At 70.4% G+C, this 20,212-nt stretch carries 15 protein-coding genes and 1 pseudogene; all 16 read left to right on the top strand.

The window, feature by feature from the left end:
* The first annotated feature begins 6 nt into the window (after nt 1–6).
* The 16 genes and pseudogenes from rsmH to LZ198_RS08795 all read left to right on the top strand — a co-directional run bounded on the left by rsmH (nt 7) and on the right by LZ198_RS08795 (nt 20,171).
* Nucleotides 7–921, top strand: coding sequence for a 16S rRNA (cytosine(1402)-N(4))-methyltransferase RsmH (gene rsmH, locus LZ198_RS08865; RefSeq protein ID WP_253971452.1), 915 nt, complete (start codon nt 7–9; stop codon nt 919–921).
* Nucleotides 918–1,319 carry a cell division protein FtsL gene (ftsL, locus tag LZ198_RS08860; protein WP_253971451.1) on the top strand — a complete coding sequence of 134 codons (402 nt, stop codon included), beginning with the start codon at nt 918–920 and terminating at the stop codon, nt 1,317–1,319. Before rsmH ends, ftsL begins: the two co-directional genes overlap by 4 nt.
* On the top strand, nt 1,316–3,337 hold the full coding sequence (locus LZ198_RS08855) for a penicillin-binding protein (RefSeq protein ID WP_253971450.1): 2,022 nt from the start codon (nt 1,316–1,318) through the stop codon (nt 3,335–3,337). The genes ftsL and LZ198_RS08855 overlap by 4 nt, the downstream gene beginning before the upstream one ends.
* Before the next feature lie 51 nt (nt 3,338–3,388).
* Nucleotides 3,389–4,909, top strand: coding sequence for a UDP-N-acetylmuramoyl-L-alanyl-D-glutamate--2,6-diaminopimelate ligase (locus LZ198_RS08850; RefSeq protein WP_253971449.1), 1,521 nt, complete (start codon nt 3,389–3,391; stop codon nt 4,907–4,909).
* Between the two features lie 36 nt (nt 4,910–4,945).
* Complete coding sequence (locus LZ198_RS08845) at nt 4,946–6,349, top strand: UDP-N-acetylmuramoyl-tripeptide--D-alanyl-D-alanine ligase (RefSeq protein WP_253971448.1); 1,404 nt, start codon at nt 4,946–4,948, stop codon at nt 6,347–6,349.
* Nucleotides 6,349–7,527 (top strand): phospho-N-acetylmuramoyl-pentapeptide-transferase, encoded by a 1,179-nt coding sequence (gene mraY / locus LZ198_RS08840; protein ID WP_253971447.1) that lies wholly within the window; start codon nt 6,349–6,351, stop codon nt 7,525–7,527. Before LZ198_RS08845 ends, mraY begins: the two co-directional genes overlap by 1 nt.
* A 21-nt stretch (nt 7,528–7,548) precedes the next feature.
* Complete coding sequence (gene murD / locus LZ198_RS08835) at nt 7,549–8,916, top strand: UDP-N-acetylmuramoyl-L-alanine--D-glutamate ligase (protein WP_253971446.1); 1,368 nt, start codon at nt 7,549–7,551, stop codon at nt 8,914–8,916.
* Between the two features lie 4 nt (nt 8,917–8,920).
* Complete coding sequence (ftsW, locus tag LZ198_RS08830; RefSeq protein WP_253971445.1) at nt 8,921–10,084, top strand: putative lipid II flippase FtsW; 1,164 nt, start codon at nt 8,921–8,923, stop codon at nt 10,082–10,084.
* Entirely contained in the window at nt 10,081–11,226 is a 1,146-nt protein-coding gene (gene murG, locus LZ198_RS08825; protein WP_253971444.1) for an undecaprenyldiphospho-muramoylpentapeptide beta-N-acetylglucosaminyltransferase, read from the top strand. The genes ftsW and murG overlap by 4 nt, the downstream gene beginning before the upstream one ends.
* On the top strand, nt 11,223–12,641 hold the full coding sequence (gene murC / locus LZ198_RS08820) for a UDP-N-acetylmuramate--L-alanine ligase (RefSeq protein ID WP_323382181.1): 1,419 nt from the start codon (nt 11,223–11,225) through the stop codon (nt 12,639–12,641). Before murG ends, murC begins: the two co-directional genes overlap by 4 nt.
* Before the next feature lie 5 nt (nt 12,642–12,646).
* The gene (murB, locus tag LZ198_RS08815; protein WP_253971443.1) at nt 12,647–13,582 is read left to right on the top strand and encodes a UDP-N-acetylmuramate dehydrogenase; all 936 of its coding nucleotides are present in this window, start codon (nt 12,647–12,649) and stop codon (nt 13,580–13,582) included.
* Complete coding sequence (locus LZ198_RS08810) at nt 13,579–14,535, top strand: D-alanine--D-alanine ligase (protein ID WP_253971442.1); 957 nt, start codon at nt 13,579–13,581, stop codon at nt 14,533–14,535. The genes murB and LZ198_RS08810 overlap by 4 nt, the downstream gene beginning before the upstream one ends.
* Before the next feature lie 627 nt (nt 14,536–15,162).
* A pseudogene (locus LZ198_RS43625) lies at nt 15,163–15,378 on the top strand (hypothetical protein); the annotation flags it as partial.
* Nucleotides 15,379–15,438: 60 nt separating this feature from the next.
* A complete protein-coding gene (locus LZ198_RS08805) occupies nt 15,439–16,548 on the top strand; it encodes an RCC1 domain-containing protein (RefSeq protein ID WP_253971441.1) in 1,110 nt (369 codons plus the stop codon).
* Nucleotides 16,549–16,921: 373 nt separating this feature from the next.
* Nucleotides 16,922–18,661 (top strand): LVIVD repeat-containing protein, encoded by a 1,740-nt coding sequence (locus LZ198_RS08800; protein WP_253971440.1) that lies wholly within the window; start codon nt 16,922–16,924, stop codon nt 18,659–18,661.
* 655 nt (nt 18,662–19,316) lie between these two features.
* Nucleotides 19,317–20,171 (top strand): cell division protein FtsQ/DivIB, encoded by an 855-nt coding sequence (locus tag LZ198_RS08795; protein WP_253971439.1) that lies wholly within the window; start codon nt 19,317–19,319, stop codon nt 20,169–20,171.
* Nucleotides 20,172–20,212: the final 41 nt, after the last annotated feature.

Raw genomic sequence — 20,212 nt, 5'->3', positions numbered from 1 at the left:
GTGCTCGTGGGGGACTTGGACTTCCAGCACCAGACGGTCCTTCTGCGTGAGGCAGTGGAGCTGCTTCGGCCGGGAGCGGGCAAGGTGATCATCGACGGCACACTGGGGGGTGGTGGCCACACGGAGGCGCTCCTGGCCGGGGGCGCGTCCGTGGTGGGCGTGGACCGCGACCCGGTGGCGCTCGCCGCCGCGACCGCCCGCGTGGGGGGCAACCCCCGCTTCCAGCCCCGCCAGGGCAACTTCGCGGACCTGTCCCGCGTGGCGGCGGACCTGCTCCCCGTGGACGGTGTGCTGGTGGACCTGGGCGTGTCCTCCCCGCAGCTCGACGTGGCCGAGCGCGGCTTCTCCTTCAACAAGGACGGCCCGCTGGACATGCGCATGGGGCCGGACGGTCCCACCGCCGCGGAGCTCATCGCCACCACCGACGAGGCGGAGCTGGCGCGCATCCTCAAGGAGTACGGCGAGGAGCCCTTCGCGCGGCCCATCGCCCGCGAGCTCAAGCGCGCGCTCCCCACCCGGACGCTGGAGGCCGCGGAGGTCGTCAAGCGCGCGGTGCCGCGCAAGGCGTGGCCCACCCGCATCCACGTCGCCACCCGCACGTTCCAGGCCCTGCGCATGGCCGTCAACGCGGAGCTGGAGTCGCTGGACACGCTGCTCGCCGCGCTGCCCGCGCTCCTCAAGGTGGGCGGCCGCGCCGCCGTCATCTCCTTCCATTCGCTGGAGGACCGGCGGGTGAAGGACGCCTTCCGCGCGCTGGCGGGGCAGTGCACCTGCCCGCCCGGCCTGCCCGTGTGCGTCTGCAAGAGCGTGGGCGACTTCCAGGTGCTGACGAAGAAGGCCGTGGCCGCCTCGGAGGAAGAGGTGGAGGCCAACCCCCGCTCTCGAAGCGCGCACCTGCGCGTGGTGGAGAAAGTGCGATGAGCAAGGCGTCCTCGCTGCGTGGCTCCGTGTCGGTGACGGGGGTGCTGTTGCACCTGCTGCCGGCCGTGCTCCTCTTCACCTTGTTCGCCGCGGTGGGCATCCTCCACGTCACCAGCCGTGTCATGGTGGTGGACATGGGCTACCGCCTGTCGCGCGCGGAGGCGGAGAGCCGCAGCCTCACCCGGGAGAACGACCGCCTGAAGCTGGAGCTGGCCACCCTCAAGGCCCCGGGCCGCCTGGAGCGCGTGGCCCGTGAGCAGTTGGGCATGGCCATGCCCGCCGGCAGCGCGGTGGTGTCGCTGTCCGCGGACGCCCCCTCGCGCGCCAGCGCCTCCGCCAGCGCCCCCGCGGAGAAGCCGGGCGTGCGCGTGGCCGGGCGTGGAGGCGCGGCCCGGTGAGGGACTTCAAGGCGACCCGGGCCCCCGAGCCCAACGCGAAGTGGCTGAAGCTGCGGGTACGGCTGCTGTTCGGGCTGTTCCTGATGCTGCTGGGGGTCGCCTTCGGTCGTGCCGTGCAGTTGCAGGTCTTCGAGCAGGAGAAGCTGCGCGGCATGGCGCAGGACCAGTACGTCCGCCAGATTGAAATCCCCGCCCGCCGCGGCGACATCTTCGACCGGCGCGGCACCCCGCTGGCCCAGAGCGTGGAGGTGGACTCCATCTGGGTGGACCCGTCCCTCCTGCCCGACGTGAAGCAGGCGTCGCGCGCCATGGCCAAGGCCCTGAAGGTGGACGCGGACGAGCTGCTCGCCCGCCTCACGCGCGCCAAGCGCTTCGCCTGGGTCAAGCGCCAGGCCAAGCCCGCGGAGGTCGCCGCCATCCAGGCCCTGGGGCTCCCCGGGCTGGGCTTCACCAAGGAGCCCAAGCGCTTCTATCCGCAGCGCGAGCTGGGCGCCCACGTGGTGGGCATGGTGGGTATGGACAGCAAGGGCCTGGAGGGCCTGGAGCTGGCCTTCGAGGACGAGCTGTCCGGACAGAACTCGCGGATGTCCGGCTTCCGCGACGCCAAGGGCCGCAAGCTGATGGTCCAGGGCGCCATGGATCCGCTGGAGCGCCAGGGCGCGGCCGTCACGCTGACGCTCGACCGGCACCTCCAGTACGTCGCGGAGAAGTCGCTCTCCAAGGCCGTGGAGGACGCCAGGGGCGTCGCCGGCATGGCGGTGGTGCTGGACCCGAAGACGGGCGAGCTGCTGGCCGTGGCCAACTACCCCCGCTTCAACCCCAACACCCCGGAGTCCAGCTCCCGTGCGGGCATGCGCAACCGCGCCGCCCTGGACACCTTCGAGCCGGGCTCCACGATGAAGCCCTTCGTGGTGGCCGCCGCCATGGACCAGAAGGCCATCACCGCCGACAGCACCTTCTTCTGCGAGAACGGCGCGTGGCGCATCGGCCGGCACGTGGTCAACGACCACGGCTCCTACGGTTGGCTGGCGCCCCGCGGCATCCTCCAGGTCTCCTCCAACATCTGCATGGCGAAGATCGCCCAGGAGCTGGGCCGGGAGAAGACGGTCGCCGGCTACCACGCCTTCGGCTTCGCCGAGCGCACCGGCCTGGCGCTGCCCGGCGAGGGGCGCGGCGTCATCCCCTTCCCCAAGGCGGAGATTTCCCTGGCCACCCAGTCCTTCGGCCAGGGCATGACGGCCACCGCCGTCCAGATTGCCGCCGCCTACGGCGCGCTGGCCAACGACGGCGTGCTGATGCGGCCCTACCTCGTGTCCAAGGTCGTGGACCCGGACGGGGTGGTGCTGCTGGAGAACCGCCCCACGGAGGTCCGCCGGGCCGTGTCCGCCAAGGTGGCCCGGGACGTCGTGGGCATGCTCGAGAGCGTGGTGGTCAAGGGAGGCACCGCCACCCGCGCCGCCATGGAGGAGTACCGGGTGGCCGGCAAGACGGGCACCGCCCAGAAGGCGGACCCGGTCGCCCGGGGGTACTCCGACAAGCGGATTGCTTCCTTCGTGGGTGTCGTGCCAGCCGAGGATCCACGCGTGGTCATCCTCGTGGTGGTGGACGAACCCAAGACGGACGTGTACGGGGGGTTCGTGGCTGCCCCTGCTTTCAAGGAAATTGCGACCGCCGCCATGGCCCATCTGGCCGTGCCCCCGTCCCGGACGGTGGCACCCGGAGGGGCCGTGGCCGCCGCGTCCGTCACGCCTGTCGCGGCGAAGCCGGTGGCCTCCAAGGCCTCCGAGCCCGCCCGGCCGGCGTTGGAGGACGCGGTCACGGAGGCCCCGGAACCCGGCACGGTGCGTGTGCCGGACGTCCAGGGTTCCGTCGGCCGTGAGGCCGTGGTGAAGCTGCTCGCCGCGGCGTTGGAGCCACAGGTATTGGGAAGTGGACGAGTGGTGTCTCAAACCCCCGCCGCCGGCTCACTGGTGGAGAAGGGGGCCCGGGTGACGCTGGAGCTTGCCACGCGGCAATGAGGCCGCGCCCGCTCCAGGCCCCGCGCTTGCAATGCGTGTGAAGGGGAAGAGATGAAGCTGACGGATGTCCTCGCAGGGTGTGGTGCCGAGCAGACCTCGGGTGGTCGTTCCGCGGTCGACGTCACCGGTGTGACCCAGGACTCGCGGCATGTGAAGCCTGGCGACCTCTTCGTCGCCATTCCCGGCACCAAGGAGGATGGTGCCCAGTTCATCGGAGAGGCCGTGTCGCGCGGCGCGGTGGCGGTGGTCTCCGAGCGGCCCGTTCCTTCCTCGCAGGTGCCCTTCTTCAAGGTGGGCAGCGCGCGCAAGGCGCTGGCGCTCATCGCCGCCAACTTCCACGGTCGTCCGGCAGACAAGCTCACGCTGCTGGGCGTCACCGGGACCAACGGGAAGACGACCACCTCGTATCTGCTGGAGGCGATGAGCACCGCGGCGTACGCGTCCACGGGGGTCATCGGCACGCTGGGCTACAAGTTCGGCGGCCGCACGGTGAGCACGGCGAACACCACCCCGGATGCGCTGGAGCTGCACCGCATCTTCCGGGAGATGGTGGACGCGGGCGTGGAGACGGTGGTGATGGAGGTGTCCAGCCACGCGCTCGCGCAGGAGCGCGTGCACGGGCTCACCTTCAAGGCCGCGGGCTTCACCAACCTGAGCCGCGACCACCTCGACTACCACAAGGACATGGAGGACTACTTCCAGTCCAAGCGGAAGCTCTTCGCGGAGAACCTGTCCGCCACGGGCGTGGCCGTGGTCAACGGCGACGACACGTACGCCAGCCGCATCTACAACGAACTGCGCGGCCAGAAGCGCATGGCGTGGAAGTTCTCCCGCCTGGGCAACGGGGAGATCTCCGCCGCGGACGTGAACTTCACGCTGGGCGGCATCAAGGGCACGCTGAAGACGCCCGCCGGTGACATCCCGCTCAAGAGCAAGCTGCTCGGGCCCCACAACCTGGAGAACATCCTCCTGGCGGCGGGCATCGGCCTGGGCGCGGGCTTCTCCCGGCGCGAGGTGCAGGAGGGCATCGAGCGCATGACGCCGGTGGCCGGCCGCATGGAGCGCGTGGAGAACTACGGCCCCAGCGGCGCCCCCGCGGTGCTGGTGGACTACGCGCACACGGACGACGCGCTCAAGCGCGCGCTGGAGGCGTCCCGGGCGCTGGCCAAGGGCCGCGTCATCGTGGTCTTCGGCTGCGGCGGCGACCGCGACAAGGGCAAGCGCCCGCTGATGGGCTCGGTGGCCGCGGAGGCCGCGGACCTGGCCGTCATCACCAGCGACAACCCGCGCACGGAGGACCCGGACGAGATCATCGGCCAGGTGACGCCGGGCCTGGAGAAGGGCGGCCTGCGCCGCATCTCCGCGGGCAAGGCGAAGTCCGGCGAGAAGGGCTACCTGGTGGACGCGGACCGTCGCGCCGCCATCGAGCAGGCCATCGGCCTGGCGACGGGCGACGACGTCGTCCTCATCGCGGGCAAGGGCCACGAGACCTATCAGCAGGTCGGCAAGGAGAAGCTCAACTTCGACGACCGCGAGGTGGCCGCCAAGGCGCTCGCGAGCCGTACGCCCTGAGCAGGAGTCCCACGGGCGCCGGCGCCCCACACCCCTATGGCAGCTCGATTCAGCGACGATGAGGTGGTGCAGGCGACCGGGGCGACCCGGCGTGGCGGCCCGGCCCCGGCCGCCTTCGCGGCCGTCTGCACCGACACGCGGGCGCTCTGCGCGGGCTGTCTCTTCGTGGCGCTGGTGGGTGAGCGCTTCGACGCCCACGCCTTCGTGGATGCCGCCGCCAAGGGCGGCGCCACGGGGGCGGTGGTGGCCCGGGGCAGGGCCCTGCCCGCGCTGCCGGACGGCTTCGTGCTCTACGAGGTCGACGACACCCTGCGCGCGCTGGGCGCGCTGGGGCGTCACCACCGGCAGCGCTTCCGCATCCCCGTCTGCGCGGTGGGGGGCTCCAACGGGAAGACGACCACCAAGGAGATGGTGGGCGCCATCCTCGCCACGCGCGGCCCGGCGCTGAAGACGGAGGGCAACTTCAACAACGAGGTGGGCGTCCCCCTGACGCTGTTCCGGCTGGAGCCCCAGCACGTGGCGGCGGTCATCGAGGTGGGGATGAACCAGCCGGGTGAAATCGAGCGGCTCACCCGCGTGGTGCAGCCCGACGCGGGCGTCATCACCGTGGTGCAGCCCGAGCACCTGGAGGGCCTGGGCAGCCTGGAGGGCGTGGCCCGGGCGGAGGGCGAGATGTTCAGGGAGATGGGGGCGGGCACCACCATCGTCGTCAACGTGGACGACGCGCTCATCCCCGGGCAGGCGGCGGACAGCCACGCCAACAAGCTGACCTTCGGCCGCTCGGAGGCGGCGGACGTGCGGCTGGTGGCGGTGCGGACGCTGGGCCGCGAGGGCATGGTGGCCACGGTGCGGCACCTGGGCCGCGAGTGGCCGGTGACGTTGCACTTCATCGGGCCGCACAACGCGCAGAACGCGACGGCGGCCTTCGCGGTGGCGCTGGCGCTGGGCTACACGCCGGAGGAGTGCGTGCGGGGCCTGGAGGCGGCGCGGCCCTACGCGCGGCGCCTCAACGTGCTGGACGGGCGGGGCGGGGTGACGGTCATCGACGATTGCTACAACGCCAACCCGGCCTCCATGGAGGCGGCGCTGGAGACCCTGGGCACGCTGGTGCCCGAGGGTGGGCGCGCGGTGGCGGTGCTGGGCGACATGCTGGAGCTGGGCCCGGGCGAGCTGGAGGAGCACGCGAAGCTGGGCGGGCTCGTCGCCTCCCGGGCCGCGCTCGTCGCGTTCTTCGGCCCGCGCTCCGCGCGGGGGTTGGAGTCCGCGAAGCTGGGCGACGCGGCGGCGCACTTCACGGAAGTGGAGCCGCTGGTGGCCTGGCTGTCGCCCAGGCTGCGTCCGGGGGACGTGGTGCTGGTGAAGGCCAGCCGCGGCATGCGGCTGGAGCGGGTGGTGGCCGCGCTGACGGGCGCCGCCGCGCCCTCCGGAGGAAGCCACTAGTGCTGTATCTGCTCTACGAGCTCATCCAGAGCACGGACGCAGGCCGTATCCTCAACTTCCTGCGCTACCCCACCTTCCGCATCATCGCCGCGGGCGTCTTCGCCCTGGTGCTGGGGATGCTCGTCGGACCGCGCCTCATCGCGCGGCTGCGCCTGACGCAGCACGGGCAGAGCAACGTGCGCGAGGACACGCCGGACTCGCACCAGAAGAAGAAGGGCACGCCCACGATGGGGGGCGCGCTCATCCTCATCTGCATCGCGGCGGGCACGCTGCTGTTCGCGGACCTGAAGAGCCGCCCCGTCTGGGTGGTGCTGCTCCTGACGTTCGGCTACGGCTCCATCGGCTTCCTGGACGACTGGCTCAAGCTGTCCAAGCGCAACTCCAAGGGCCTGGCCGGGCGCAAGAAGATGGTGCTGCAGACCTTCTTCTACCTGGTCGCCGTGTTCGGCCTGCTGACGACCTGGACCCACGCGGACGGCTCCTTCGGGCCCACGCTGCTCATCGACACGCGGCTGACGCTGCCCTTCGTCCCCACCCACTGGTTCAACCTGGACCTGGGGTGGTTCTACGTCGTCTTCGCGTGGGTGGTCGTCGTGGGCACCTCCAACGCCGTCAACCTCACGGACGGCCTGGACGGGCTGGCCATCGTCCCCACCATCGTCTCCGCGATTACGTTCGCCGTGCTCTGCTACGTGGCGGGCACCACGCTGAGCATCGCGGACTCGGTGATGGTGGGGGGCGTCCCGAAGCTGGTGGCCACGCCGCTCTACCAGTACCTGGGCATCCTCCAGGTGCCGGGGGGCGCGGAGCTGGCCGTCTTCTGCGCCGCCATCGTGGGCGCGGGCATCTCCTTCCTCTGGTTCAACACCTACCCGGCCTCCGTCTTCATGGGCGACATCGGCTCCCTGGCGCTGGGCGGGGCCCTGGGCGGGCTGGCGGTGCTGTCCAAGAACGAGGTCGTCTCCGCCATCATCCACGGCATCTTCTTCGCGGAGGCCCTGAGCGTGATGATTCAGGTGGCCTCCTTCAAGATGACGGGAAAGCGCGTCTTCAAGATGGCGCCCGTCCACCATCACTTCGAGCTCAAGGGGCTGGCCGAGCCGAAGATCATCGTCCGTTTCTGGATCGTCTCCATCCTCTGTGGTGGCGTGGCGCTCCTGTCCCTCAAGCTGCGCTGAGTCGCAGGGGGTGGCTCTTCCATGACGTTCGCGCTGTCCGGGCAGAAGGTGCTGGTTTACGGGCTCGCGAAGAGCGGCGTGGCGGCACTGCGCCTTCTTCGCCAGCAGGGCGCCCAGGTGACGGCGCTCGACGCCCGGGGCGAGGACGCCCTGGGGGACGTGGCCCGCGAGGTGAAGTCGCTGGGCGCCACGCTCGTCACGGGCGCGTGTCCTCCGGGGTTGCTGGCGTCACAGGCGCTGGTGGTGGTGAGCCCCGGCGTGCCGCTGGCGCTGCCGGAGCTGAAGGCGGCCCGGGCCGCGGGCATCCCCGTGTGGGGCGAGGTGGAGCTGGCCTGGCGCTCGCTGGAGTCGGTGCCGCTGTTCGGCATCACCGGCACCAACGGGAAGAGCACCACCACGGCGCTCACCGGCGAGCTGTTCGCGCGCGGCGACCAGCGCACCTTCGTGGGCGGCAACCTGGGCCGGCCCTTCAGCGAGGCGGCCCTGTCGCCCCGGGACTGGGACGCGCTGGTGGTGGAGCTGTCCAGCTTCCAGCTCGAGGGCATCACCTCGCTGCGCCCGCGCGGCGCGGCCATCCTCAACCTGACGCCGGACCATATCGACCGGTACGCGAGCCACGTGGAGTACGGCGAGGCCAAGGCCCGCATCTTCCACCACCAGCGGGCGACGGACTTCGCGGTGGTGAACGCGGACGACGCCCACGTGCTGGGGCTGGCGCGCCAGGCGCGAGGGCCGGTGTATGGCTTCAGCGTCACGGGCCGACCGGTGGCGGACGCGCCGGGGCTCGCGGGGCTCGCGGTGGCGGAGGAGGGCGGCTTCCGGCTGGACTTCAACGGCGAGCGCTACCGGCTGACGAACCGCGCGCTGCGGGGCGCGCACAACGCGCAGAACGCCATGGCGGCCACGCTGCTGGCGCGGCTGGGGGGCGTCCCCGCGGAGGCGGTGCAGGCGGGGCTGGACGGCTACCCGGGGCTGCCGCACCGCCTGGAGAGCGTGCGGGTGCTCGACGGGGTGGAGTGGGTGAACGACTCGAAGGCCACCAACGTGGACTCGGTGCTGGTGGCGCTGCGCGCCTTCCCGGGCGACGTGTGGCTCATCGCCGGCGGCAAGGGCAAGGGCGCCCCGTACGCGCCCATGGTGGAGGCGGGCCTGGGGAAGGTGAAGGGCGTGCTCACCATCGGTCAGGACGCGCCGCTGCTCGCCCAGGCGTACGAGGGGCAGGCGGCGGTGCATGCGTGCGGGACGCTGGCCGGAGCGGTGACGAAGGCGCGGGAGTTGGCGAAGGCGGGTGACACGGTGCTCCTGTCGCCCGCGTGCGCGTCGTACGATCAGTTCAAGAACTTCGAGGACCGGGGCGACAGCTTCAAGCGCCTGGTGGGAGCGCTGTGACGGCATGAAGACCTCTCCTCCGTCGGCCGCTCCGGTGCGGTTCGACCCCCTGCTGTTGTGTGCCGTGCTGGCCCTCGTCACGCTGGGGCTGGTGATGGTGTATTCGGCGAGCGCCGTGCTGGCGCAGGACAAGCTCGGCGACAGCCTGTACTTCCTCAAGCGTCAGCTCACCGCGGCCTGCATGGGGCTGGTGGTCATGGCGGTGGCGATGAAGGTGGGCTGGCGCAAGCTGGCGCGCTGGGCCTATCCGCTGCTCCTGGCGGCCATCGTCCTGCTGGTGCTGGTGGCCATCCCCGGCATCGGCTCCACGGCGGGCGGCGCGCGCCGGTGGATCCGCCTGCCGGGCTTCAGCCTCCAGCCCGCGGAGGTCGCCAAGTTCGCCTGGGTGGTCTACCTGTCCTACTCGCTCGCGAAGAAGCGCGAGAAGGTGGCGACGTTCTCCGTGGGCTTCCTCCCGCACCTGGCGCTGTGCGGCATCCTGGTGATGCTTTGCATGCTCCAGCCGGACTTCGGCAGCAGCGTGCTCCTCGTGTTCATGCTGTTCGTCCTGCTGTTCGCCGCCGGGGCCAAGCTGAGCTACCTGGTCGGCTCGGTGCTGTTGGCGCTGCCCCTGGCGTACGTGGCCATCGCGTCCAGCCCGTACCGCATGAAGCGCATCCTGGCCTTCCTCGACCCGTGGGCGCACCGGCACGACGTGGGCTACCAGGTGGCCGAGTCGCTCATGTCCATCGGCTCGGGCGGCGTGTCCGGCCTGGGCCTGGGCGACGGGCGGCAGAAGCTCTTCTTCCTGCCGGAGGCGCACACCGACTTCATCTTCTCCATCCTCGGGGAGGAGACGGGGTTGATTGGCGTGGGGCTCCTGGTGCTGCTGTACGGCATCGTCCTGTGGCGCGGCGTGCGCGCGAGCCTCGCGGCGGGCGAGACGTTCGGCACGTACCTGGGCCTGGGCTTCACCTCCATCATCGCCTTCCAGGCGACGGTGAACATGTGCGTGGCCATGGGTCTGCTGCCCACGAAGGGGCTGACGCTGCCGTTCGTCTCCTACGGCGGCACGTCGCTGGTGGTGTTGATGGGCGCGGCGGGCGTGCTGCTGTCGCTGAGCGCCAGCGCTCAGCCGGCGGCGCGCGGCTCACGGGGGCAATCGGAGTTGAGGGAGGTGGCGGCGTGAAGGTGCTCATCGCGGGAGGCGGCACGGGTGGTCATCTCTTCCCGGGCATCGCCCTGGCGGAGGAGGTCGTCACGCGGCACCACGCCAACGAGGTCGTCTTCGTGGGCACGGAGCGGGGCCTGGAGGCGCGCGTGGTCCCGCGCGAGGGCTATCCGCTGGAGCTGGTGAAGGTGCAGGGCCTGAAGGGCAAGGGCTTGCTGGCCTTCATCAAGGCGCTGTTCGCGCTGCCGCTGGCCTTCATCGAGTCCTTCCGCATCCTCGCCCGGCAGAAGCCGGACGTGGTGGTGGGCGTGGGGGGCTACGCCAGCGGTCCGGTGGTGCTCGCCGCGTGGCTGATGGGGATTCCCACCGCCATCCAGGAGCAGAACGCGCTGCCGGGCTTCACCAACAAGGTGCTGGGCAAGGTGGTGCGCGTGGTGTTCATCGCCTTCGAGGAGGCGCGGCGCTTCTTCCCGGAGAAGAAGGTCCAGCTCATCGGCAACCCCATCCGCCGCAAGCTGATGGACAACTACCTGCGCAGCCACGTGGCGCACGAGAACTTCTCCGTCCTGGTCTTCGGCGGCAGCCTGGGCGCGCGCGGCATCAACCAGCGGATGTTGGAGGCGCTCGACGCGCTGGGCGACCTCAAGGACGGGCTGCGCTTCGTGCACCAGACGGGCAAGAACGACCTGGAGATGGTGCGCCAGGGCTACGCGGCCAAGGGCTTCACCGCGGACGTGGTGGAGTTCATCGACGACATGTCCAGCGCGTACGCGAAGGCGGACCTGGTCATCTGTCGCGCCGGCGCGACGACCCTCGCGGAGCTGACCGTCTGTAAGAAGGCGAGCATCCTGATTCCCTTCCCCCACGCCACGGACGACCACCAGGCGGTCAACGCGCGGGCGCTGGTGGACGCGGGCGCGGCGCTGATGTTCCGCGAGTCGGAGCTGACGGGGCAGAAGCTGGCGGACACGCTGCGCGAGCTGAAGGCGCACCCGGAGCGCCTCAAGGGCATGGAGAAGAAGGCGGCGCTGCTCGGCCGTCCGGAGGCCGCCAAGGAGCTGGCGGACGTGTGTGTGGACCTGATGGTGCAGACGTGGGGCCCCTCGGGCCGCGAGCGCGCCACCCCCGACCAGAAGAAGGCCCCCAGGAGCGAGTCGTGACGCGCAACAAGCCCCCCAGTCTCTTCAAGACGCGGCACGCCGCGCAGGTCCACTTCGTGGGCATCGGCGGCATCGGCATGAGCGGCATCGCCGAGGTGCTGCTCAACCTGGGCTACCGCGTCTCCGGCTCCGACTTGAAGGAGAGCGACACCACGCGGCGGCTCGCGCGCATGGGCGCGACCCTCTACGAAGGCCACCGCGCGCAGAACCTGGTCGAGGCGGACGTGGTGGTCATCTCCTCCGCGGTGCGCAAGGACAACCCGGAGGTCATCACCGCGCGCCAGCGCAAGATTCCGGTCATCCCCCGCGCGGAGATGCTCGCGGAGCTGATGCGCCTGAAGTACGCCGTCGCCGTTGCGGGCAGCCACGGGAAGACCACCACCACGTCCATGGTGGCCACGGTGCTGAGCGCCGCGGGCCTGGACCCGACGGCGGTGGTGGGCGGTAAGGTGAATGTGCTCGACTCCAACGCCAAGCTGGGCAAGAGCGAGCTGATGGTGGTGGAGGCGGACGAGAGCGACGGCAGCTTCCTCAAGCTGCACCCGTCCATCTCCATCGTCACCAACATCGACCCGGAGCACATGGACCACTACGGCACGCTGGAGGTGCTCCAGTCGGCCTTCGTGGAGTTCTGCAACCGGGTGCCGTTCTACGGCCTCAACGTGCTGTGCCTGGACAACCCCAACGTCCAGGCGCTGCTGCCGCGCATCGAGAAGCGCTTCGTCACCTACGGCAGCTCGCACATGGCGGACTACCGCCTGGAGAGCATCACCCTGGACGGCTTCACCACGACCTTCCAGGCGTTCCGCCGCGAGGAGGCGCTGGGCGAGTTCCGCGTGCGCATGGTGGGCGCGCACAACGCCTTCAACGCGCTGGCGGTCATCGCGGTGGCGGAGGAGATGGACATCCCCCTGGAGACGGTGCGCTCGGCGCTGGCGGAGTTCGGCGGCGTGCAGCGGCGCTTCACCGTGAAGGGCGAGGCCCGGGGAATCACCGTGGTGGACGACTACGGGCACCACCCCACGGAGGTGCAGGCCACCCTCGCGGGCGCCCGGCGTGCGTTCGGCCGGCGCGTGGTTGTGGCTTTCCAGCCGCACCGCTACACCCGCACACACGACCTGATGAAGGAGTTCACCACGTCGTTCAACGACGCGGACGTGCTCTTCGTCTCCAACGTCTACGCGGCTGGCGAGGAGCCGATTCCGGGCGCCACCGGCGATGCGCTGGCGGACGCCATCCGCGCGCATGGCCACCGCGACGTCACCTTCGTGGCGAAGCGGACGGACCTGGCGCGAGAGTTGCTACCCCGACTGCGTGAAGGCGACCTGGTGCTGACGCTGGGCGCCGGTGACATCACCCAGGTGGGGCCGGAGCTGCTGTCGCTCCTGAATGGCTCCGCCCCGGCGAAGGGGTAGCAGCCATGGTGGAAGTGGGTGTGACGACGGCGCTGGCCAGGCGCGTCGCGGAGTGGGTGGGGTGCGAGGTGAAGCCGGGCGAGCCGCTCGCCCCGCTCATCAGCGTGCGGGTCGGAGGCGCGGCGGAGGCGCTGGTGCGTCCGCGCTCGCCCGACGCGCTCGTGGCGCTCCTGAAGCTGGCGCGGGACGAGGGCGTGCCGGTGTCCATCCTCGGTGGCGGGGCCAACACGCTGGTGGGCGATGGGGGCGTCGCGGGCCTCACGGTGAAGCTGCCCGGAGACCTGTTCGCGGAGCAGGTGGAGCTGGGCGCGGAGGACGGGCGGGTGACGCTCGGCGCGGGCGCGGCCATCGTGAAGCTCGTGAACCTGATGCGGGGCAACGGGCTGGTGGGGGCGGAGTTCCTCGCGGGCATCCCCGGCACGCTGGGCGGCGCGGTGTCCATGAACGCCGGCACGAAGAACGGCGAGGCCTTCCGCGTCATCGAGGCGGTGGAGGTCGCCACGGCCGACGGGGTGGGGTGGCTGACGAAGGCGCAGATTCCCCATGCGTACCGGCACTCGGAGCTGCCGGCGGGGGGCGTGGTGACGCGGGTGCGCTTCCTCCTGCCCAAGGGCGACCTCGTCGCCTCCAAGGCGGTGATGGACGCGGACCTGGGCTACCGCAAGCGCACGCAGCCGTTGAGCCAGCCCAACTTCGGCAGCGTGTTCACCAACCCGCCGGGCGACCATGCGGGGCGGTTGATTGAAAAGGTGGGCCTGAAGGGGCACACCCTGGGGCGCGCGCAGATCTCCATGCTGCACGCCAATTGGATCGTCAACCTGGGTGGGGCCACCGCCCGGGACGTGCTGGGGCTCGTGACGCTGATGCAGACGCGCGTGCGCGAGGAGACCGGCGTGGACATGAAACCCGAAGTCAAACGCGTGGGAGTGTTCCTGCCATGAGTGCCATTCGCGGTGCCTTCTCGAAGGACGAACTGCGCGCCAAGCGCGTGGGCGTGCTGTTCGGCGGCCTGTCCTCGGAGCGCGAGGTGTCCCTGCGCACCGGCGCCGCCGTGTCGGGCGCGCTGCGCTCGCTGGGCTATGACGTGGTGGACATCGACGTGGGCAAGGACCTGCCCGCGAGGCTCTCCGCGGAGAAGGTGGACGTGGCGTGGCTGGCGGTACACGGCCGCTACGGCGAGGACGGCAGCCTCCAGGGGCTGCTGGAGTCCATGTTCATCCCCTACACGGGCAGCGGCGTGCTGGCCTCGGCGCTGGGGATGGACAAGGTCTACGCCAAGCAGATCTTCATCGCGCACGGCATCCCCACGCCGCCCTACCGCGCCTTCCGCGACGAGGCCTCGGCGCTGGCGGAGAAGGACTCGCTGCCGTTCCCGTTCCCGGTGGTGGTGAAGCCCAGCCGCGAGGGCAGCAGCGTGGGCGTCCACATCTGCAAGACGCGCGACGACTACGAGGCCGCGGTGCGGGACGCCGCGAAGTACGCGGGCACCCTGCTGGTGGAGCAGTTCATCAAGGGGCGCGAGGTGCAGGGCGGCGTCCTGGACGACGAGGCGCTGGGGGTCATCGAGGTCCGCGCCGCGCGCGAGTTCTACGACTACGACGCGAAGTACAAGGCGGGCACCGGGACGCAGTACCTCTTCCCCGCGCCCCTGCCGCTGGAGCAGTACGCGCGGGTGAACGAGGTGTGCCTCGGCGCGCACCGCGCGCTGGGCTGCGCGGGCGGCTCGCGCTCGGACGTCATCGTCACGGAGAGCGGTGACGTGTACCTGCTGGAGACCAACACGCTGCCGGGCATGACGGCGACCAGCCTGCTACCCAAGATTGCCGCGGGGCGTGGCATCGACTTCCCGGCGCTGTGCGAGCGGCTCCTGCTGGGCGCGTCGCTCAAGTCCTGACGGGCCGCATCGGCCATGTCCTGGCGCGTGGGCCTCTCTCCGAGGCCGGCACGTGACAGCGAGGGTACGGCGGGCGCCCGGTTCGGTTCGACGCTCGCCTCCGCCCGCTCCCCGAATCCCCGGGGTCGAGCGGGCGGAGGAGGGCAGGCACCTGAACGTCGAGGCTCTGCGAACCCCTGGGTGACGCTTCCCCTGCTTGGCCGGCGCGAGCACTCGCTGCCGTCACGCGCCTCGCTCATGCGTGTCGTCGTGGTGCGTGGAGTGGCCTTGATTCCCCCATGCGGCATTGACCGGCTTTGGGCCGGCACACCGGAGGCGTGGCCGCTCGCAATCCCGAATCCGGTCAATCCGCCGGACGCTGACCGGATCTGGGATTGCAACTCGGTGGCGTGTTGAGCCGGATTTGGGACGGCACGCCGGCCCCGGTCGGGTCACCGCGCGGTTGGCGGCATCCCGCTGAATGGATTCGTTGGGCGTTGCGACCTCCGCCACCGGGCCCCGTTATGACGGCATCACCCCAACCGGATTCCTCCGCGTGGGGTGGGTGGTGTGTCTGCTCTGAGGGGGGGCTGGTGAAACATTCAATCATTTGCCTCCACCGGAGCTTCTCTCGCTCACGGTGGATGAATGTATTTCGAACGTACTCCAGGACTCCTCCCCATCATCCGAGTCTCCGCTCTCCTCGGCTCCTTGCTCCTCGTCGCGTGTGGAGACGACAAACCCACCCCGCAGCCGCGGCCCGAGCCTCCTCGGACGAATGAGGCCCCGGTCGAAGCGGTCTTCGCTGGAGACTCGCATGCCTGCGCGCTCTTCCCGGATGGACGGGTCAAGTGCTGGGGCGCAGGCGCGTTTGGCGCGCTCGGGAGTGGGCGGGAAGACAACCTGGAGGACGATCCTGATGAGATGGGCGCCGCGCTCCCCTTCGTCGGCCTGGGCGCGGGGCAGAAGGTGACGACGCTCTCCGCCGGCAACGCCTTCACCTGCGCGCTCCTCGAAGAGGGGACCGTCAAGTGCTGGGGGCGCAACAGCGATGGCCAGCTCGGGCTCGGCGACACGGCGAACCGCGGAGAGGGTCCCGGAGAGATGGATGACGCGCTGCCCTCCGTGGATCTGGGCACGGGGCGGGTCGCGAAGGCGCTCGCCACGGGGCTCGAGCACGCGTGCGCGCTCCTCGACGAAGGGGCCGTCAAGTGCTGGGGCTACAACGTCGACGGGCAGCTCGGGCTCGGATTCCAGTCCAATCGTGGGAATACGCAGGGTTCGATGGGGGACGAGCTGCCCACGGTGGACCTCGGGACGGGGCGGACCGCGACGGCGATCGCCGCGGGCCGTGCGCACACGTGCGCCATCCTCGATGACGGCGCGGTCAAGTGCTGGGGCAACAACGAGTATGGCCAGCTCGGGCTCGGCGACAAAGAGGACCGCGGAGAGGGTCTGGGCGAGATGGGTGATGCGTTGCCCTCGGTGAACCTCGGCGCGGGGCGCACCGCGACCGCCATCGCCGCCGGCAATCTCCACACGTGCGCCATCCTCGATGACGGCGCGGTCAAGTGCTGGGGTAACAACACGAATGGTCGTCTCGGGCTCGGCGACAAGGCGGATCGCGGAGATGGCCCGGGCGAGATGGGCGACGCGCTGCCCTCGGTGGACCTGGGCACGGGGCGGACCGCGAAGGCGATCTCCCTGGGCTACTACTACACGTGCGCGCTCCTCGATGACGACACCCTCAAGTGCTGGGGGTTCAACGACGGCATCCTCGGGCTCGGCGACACGAAGAGTCGTGGAGAGAGCCGGGGCCAGATGGGCGAGTCGTTGCCCCGGGTGGAGCTCGGCGCGGGGCGGACCGTGAAGGGAGTCGCCGCGGGCTCGCATGCCATGTGCGCGCTCCTCGATGATCTCTGGGTCAAGTGCTGGGGCACCAACCGCTCGGGGCAGCTCGGGCTCGGAGATACGAAGGACCGCGGAGGTGCACGGCGTGAGATGGGAGACGACCTCCCGGTCGTCGAACTGTAGCGAGGCGAGTCGGCCGAAGACGACGCGGACTCGGGCGGGTTTCGAGGACCGCGTCGTCGGACGACCTGGCTGTCGCAGAGGCGCGCCACGGGACGTGGCATCGACCTCGCGGCACTGTGCACACGACCCCATCAGGGCGTGTCGCTGAAGTCCTGAAAAACTTGTTTCATTGCTCACCGTCGAGGGCCTGGAATGCGGGCTGCTCGACTTGCAAACGAGAAACCAGGAGGGGCTGGGGCGCGGCGTTTCCCTGGGTGCGCGTCTGTTTCGCCTTCACGGCGCAAGGGCTCTTGGGCGCCGTGCGATGTCGCGGTGCAGCCTCCTTGATAGGGATGCCCGCAATCTCGCGTGGCGTCACCTCCATGAGGTCTCGATGCCGTCCCTGTCTTCCCCCCGCTCGTCCTGGGTGGCCTTCGTGGCCTGGGGCCTGCTGCTCTCCACGGCTCCAGGTTGCCGCGACTCGCCCCAGTCCACGTCCGATGCCGGAGTCCCCGTCGATTCAGGCACACCCGACGCGGGGGATCCCGACGCCGGGACGCCTCCCTGGGATGGCACGTACACCGTGCTGGAGGAGCGGGGCGACGGCACCGGTGACCCGGGTGTGCTCTCGCGCTGCGCGCTCCTGCCTCAGATGGGCGAGAGCCCCGCGGGAGGCTGCTTCGACCCGAGCATCTTCGACATGTCCGCCTGCGACAGCTCGACGCTCGCCAACATCCAGAAGGACGGCATCTACCAGGTGCGGCTGCGGGAGGAGCACGCGCTGGAGGATGGCGGCGTGGAGGGTTCGTATTACACCGTGACGATGGGCCTGCGCAGCGACGGCGGCCCCAGCACGTTCTACTACCGGCCCATCACCGTCGATGAGCGGGGCTCGGACAGCTTCCTCGTCGGCCACACCATCCCCGTCCGGGATGGAGGCGTGACCTTCACGTTGGCGGGGTGTGAGGCGCCCAGCAACCGCTACTTCACGGGCTGCTTCGTCCGGTGCACCAACGGCAAGGTGACGGAGCGGGCCACCGCGGACGCCCACCGCATGGTGTGGGGCGAGGGCGAGCAGGAGTCCTCCGGCGGCCTCGAGCTCGTGTCGGAGACGTACGTCGCGCAGGGCACCCCGGTGGATATCTACGTCGCGAAGAACCACGCCTATGTGGTCTCCGCGCTCACCTATCTCCGCCCGGGCAAGGCGGGCGGCCTCTCCATCTACGACGTGACGGACCGCCGTCACCCCGTGCTGAGGAAGGTCATCAGCCTCCCCGACGACCAGCTCTGGAACAGCGTGTGGACCAAGGGGGACGCGTTGTACGTCGCCAGCCAGGACACCGGCATCGTCGTCTACGACATCACCAACCCGGCGGACCCGCAGCTCGTGCGCCGCGTGCCCTCCAGCGCCCCCTTGGCCGTGCACACCGTGTTGGTGGACGGGGACCGCCTCTACGGCATGGGGCTCTGGCCCGCGAACAACACGCTCGTGTTCGACGTGTCCAAGCCGCTGGAGCCTCAACTGCTCCAGCGCCTCTCGTTCCCCCTGGTGGACACCTACGACGCGCCCCATGACGCCTTCGCCTACCAGGGCCGGCTCTACATCAGCCACCAGAAGTCCGGCCTCCACGTCGTCGACGTCGAGAACCCGAACGACATGAAGTTGCTGGGGACCTACGCGTATCCGAACGCCACCGCCCATCACAACGCGGTGGGCACCTTCGCCGGACGCACCATCGCCTTCGAGGGTGGAGAGAACCATGGCGCCCACCTGCGCGTGCTGGACGTCACCGACCCGGCGCACATCGTGAAGATCGGCGCGTTCCAGCTCCGGCCCACCGTCTCCATCCACAACATCCTCCTGGTGGGGACCCGCCTCTACATCACCTGGTACCAGGAGGGCGTGCGCGTGCTGGACGTCGCCAACCCCACGAAGCCCCGGCAGGTGGCCCACTTCAACACCCACCGCGAGACGGACCCGGAGCGCACCGATGATGCCTTCGAAGGCGCCATCGGCATCCGCGTGCCTGGCGACGGCTACGTGTACGTGGTCGACACCTCGCGCGGACTGCTCATCCTGAACGAGCTGCCGCGCGACACCCAGGCCGGCGCGTCCTCGCGCCAACCCCGGTAGCCCCAGCGCTCCTGGAGGGCCCGTTGGGGAAGGGGGGGCGTCGCCCTTCCCCGGCGTTGCGCATCACACGCGCTGAACCCGTCCGTGGGTTCGGCGCGTGCGCACCGAGCGGGCCCGTTGCCCGCGGCTGCTACGAGAACCGGCGGCCGGAGGCGGTGGCGCCTGGCCGCGGGGGCCTTCCCGCACGGCGTGACGCGGGGCCCGGGGTTTCCGCCCATGCGGGAGGCACCCCGGGTGGGAGTTCTCGTCACGCACAGGGGGACGCTGGCAACTCCGGGCCGTTCTGGTCAGAGAATCCACTCCATCCTGGGAAACCCGAGCCAACATCCAACGAGCGGCATCGGCGGTTGCTCCGCCTTCGTTCCCACCCGACCAAGACGCGGAGCGTCAGGTCCTCGCGGGGATGGAGCGGCGTGGGGCTGGCGGCGCACGGGGTGCAGGCATGCCCGGCGGAGGCTCGTGGATCCCCTGGCGAGAATGGCCTTGAAATTCAGGCGCTTGAGGATCAAGGTCCGCGCCCCCTCGCCGGGGGGCTCCAAGGGGAGCGGATGCCCTGGTTTCCCGCTGTGCGGTTCTCGCTACAGCGACGTGGCTGTAGCCAAAAACTGGCCAGGGGATCCATCCGCGCGCAGCATGCGAATCCACCGGACTCACCATGGCCTTTGGTCGAAGCAAGAACCGCCGCCGTCAGGACACTGCCCAACGCAACGAGGCGGTGAAGAGCGTGGTGCGTTCGCAGGGGCCCGGCGTGATGAAGGTGCTGGTGCTGACGCTGGCGACGGGGTTGTTGGTGTGGGGCGGGGTGGCGTCGAGGGCGTGGGCGTTGTCGTCGCCCCAGTTCGGGTTGGCGGCGGTGTCGTTCTCCGGGCTGCAGCGCTCGTCGCGGGTGGAGCTGCTGAGGCTTGCGGCTTTGACGAAGGGCCAGAACCTCTGGACGTTGGATGCGGGGGCGCTGGAGCGGGCCATGTTGCAGCACCCGTGGGTGAAGCGGGTGGAGGTGACGCGCCGCTTCCCCAACCGTGTCTCGGTGGCGGTGACCGAGCATGTGCCCGAGGCGATGGCGGTGCTGGGCGAGCTGTACGTGCTGGACGAGGAGGGCGAGCCCTTCAAGCGGGTGACGCCCGGCGACGGGTTGGACCTGCCGCTGGTGACGGGGGTGGATCGGGAGGGGTACGTGGCGGACCCGGCGGCGGCGCGCGAGCGCTTCCGCAAGGCGCTGGAGGTGGCGCGGGCCTATGCCCAGCAGTCGCCCGGCAAGGCGGAGCGGCTGAGCGAGGTGCGCCTGGAGGCGCGCGACGTGACGCTCGTGGCCGCGTCCGGCCAGGAAGTGCGCCTGGGAGAAGGAGATTCCGAGGTCAAGCTGCAGCGACTGGCACGTGTTCGTCGCGAACTGGGCGCCAGGGGGCTTGCAGCGGAGATCATTCACCTGGATAACCGGGCCCGGCCCGGTTGGGTGGCGGTGAAGCTTTCGAACTCCGCGTCCGAGAGGAGCGGGGGGTCGATGCAGTAAGAGGACGCCCCTTTCACGAGAGTGGGGGGCCTGGGAGGGTT

The sequence above is a fragment of the Myxococcus dinghuensis genome (assembly GCF_024198235.1).
GTDB lineage: Bacteria > Myxococcota > Myxococcia > Myxococcales > Myxococcaceae > Myxococcus > Myxococcus dinghuensis.
The sequence above is the reverse complement of the archived record's forward strand: the minus strand, read 5'-3'. Positions and strand labels throughout refer to the sequence as shown.

Bases quoted from the DNA above. Each gene is read 5' to 3' on its own strand.
- ftsL (WP_253971451.1), top strand. From the start codon at position 918: ATGAGCAAGGCGTCCTCGCTGCGTGGCTCCGTGTCGGTGACGGGGGTG.
- LZ198_RS08850 (WP_253971449.1), top strand. From the start codon at position 3,389: ATGAAGCTGACGGATGTCCTCGCAGGGTGTGGTGCCGAGCAGACCTCG.
- LZ198_RS08845 (WP_253971448.1), top strand. From the start codon at position 4,946: ATGGCAGCTCGATTCAGCGACGATGAGGTGGTGCAGGCGACCGGGGCG.
- murD (WP_253971446.1), top strand. From the start codon at position 7,549: ATGACGTTCGCGCTGTCCGGGCAGAAGGTGCTGGTTTACGGGCTCGCG.
- ftsW (WP_253971445.1), top strand. From the start codon at position 8,921: ATGAAGACCTCTCCTCCGTCGGCCGCTCCGGTGCGGTTCGACCCCCTG.
- murB (WP_253971443.1), top strand. From the start codon at position 12,647: ATGGTGGAAGTGGGTGTGACGACGGCGCTGGCCAGGCGCGTCGCGGAG.
- LZ198_RS08810 (WP_253971442.1), top strand. From the start codon at position 13,579: ATGAGTGCCATTCGCGGTGCCTTCTCGAAGGACGAACTGCGCGCCAAG.
- LZ198_RS08805 (WP_253971441.1), top strand. From the start codon at position 15,439: ATGGGCGCCGCGCTCCCCTTCGTCGGCCTGGGCGCGGGGCAGAAGGTG.
- LZ198_RS08800 (WP_253971440.1), top strand. From the start codon at position 16,922: ATGCCGTCCCTGTCTTCCCCCCGCTCGTCCTGGGTGGCCTTCGTGGCC.
- LZ198_RS08795 (WP_253971439.1), top strand. From the start codon at position 19,317: ATGGCCTTTGGTCGAAGCAAGAACCGCCGCCGTCAGGACACTGCCCAA.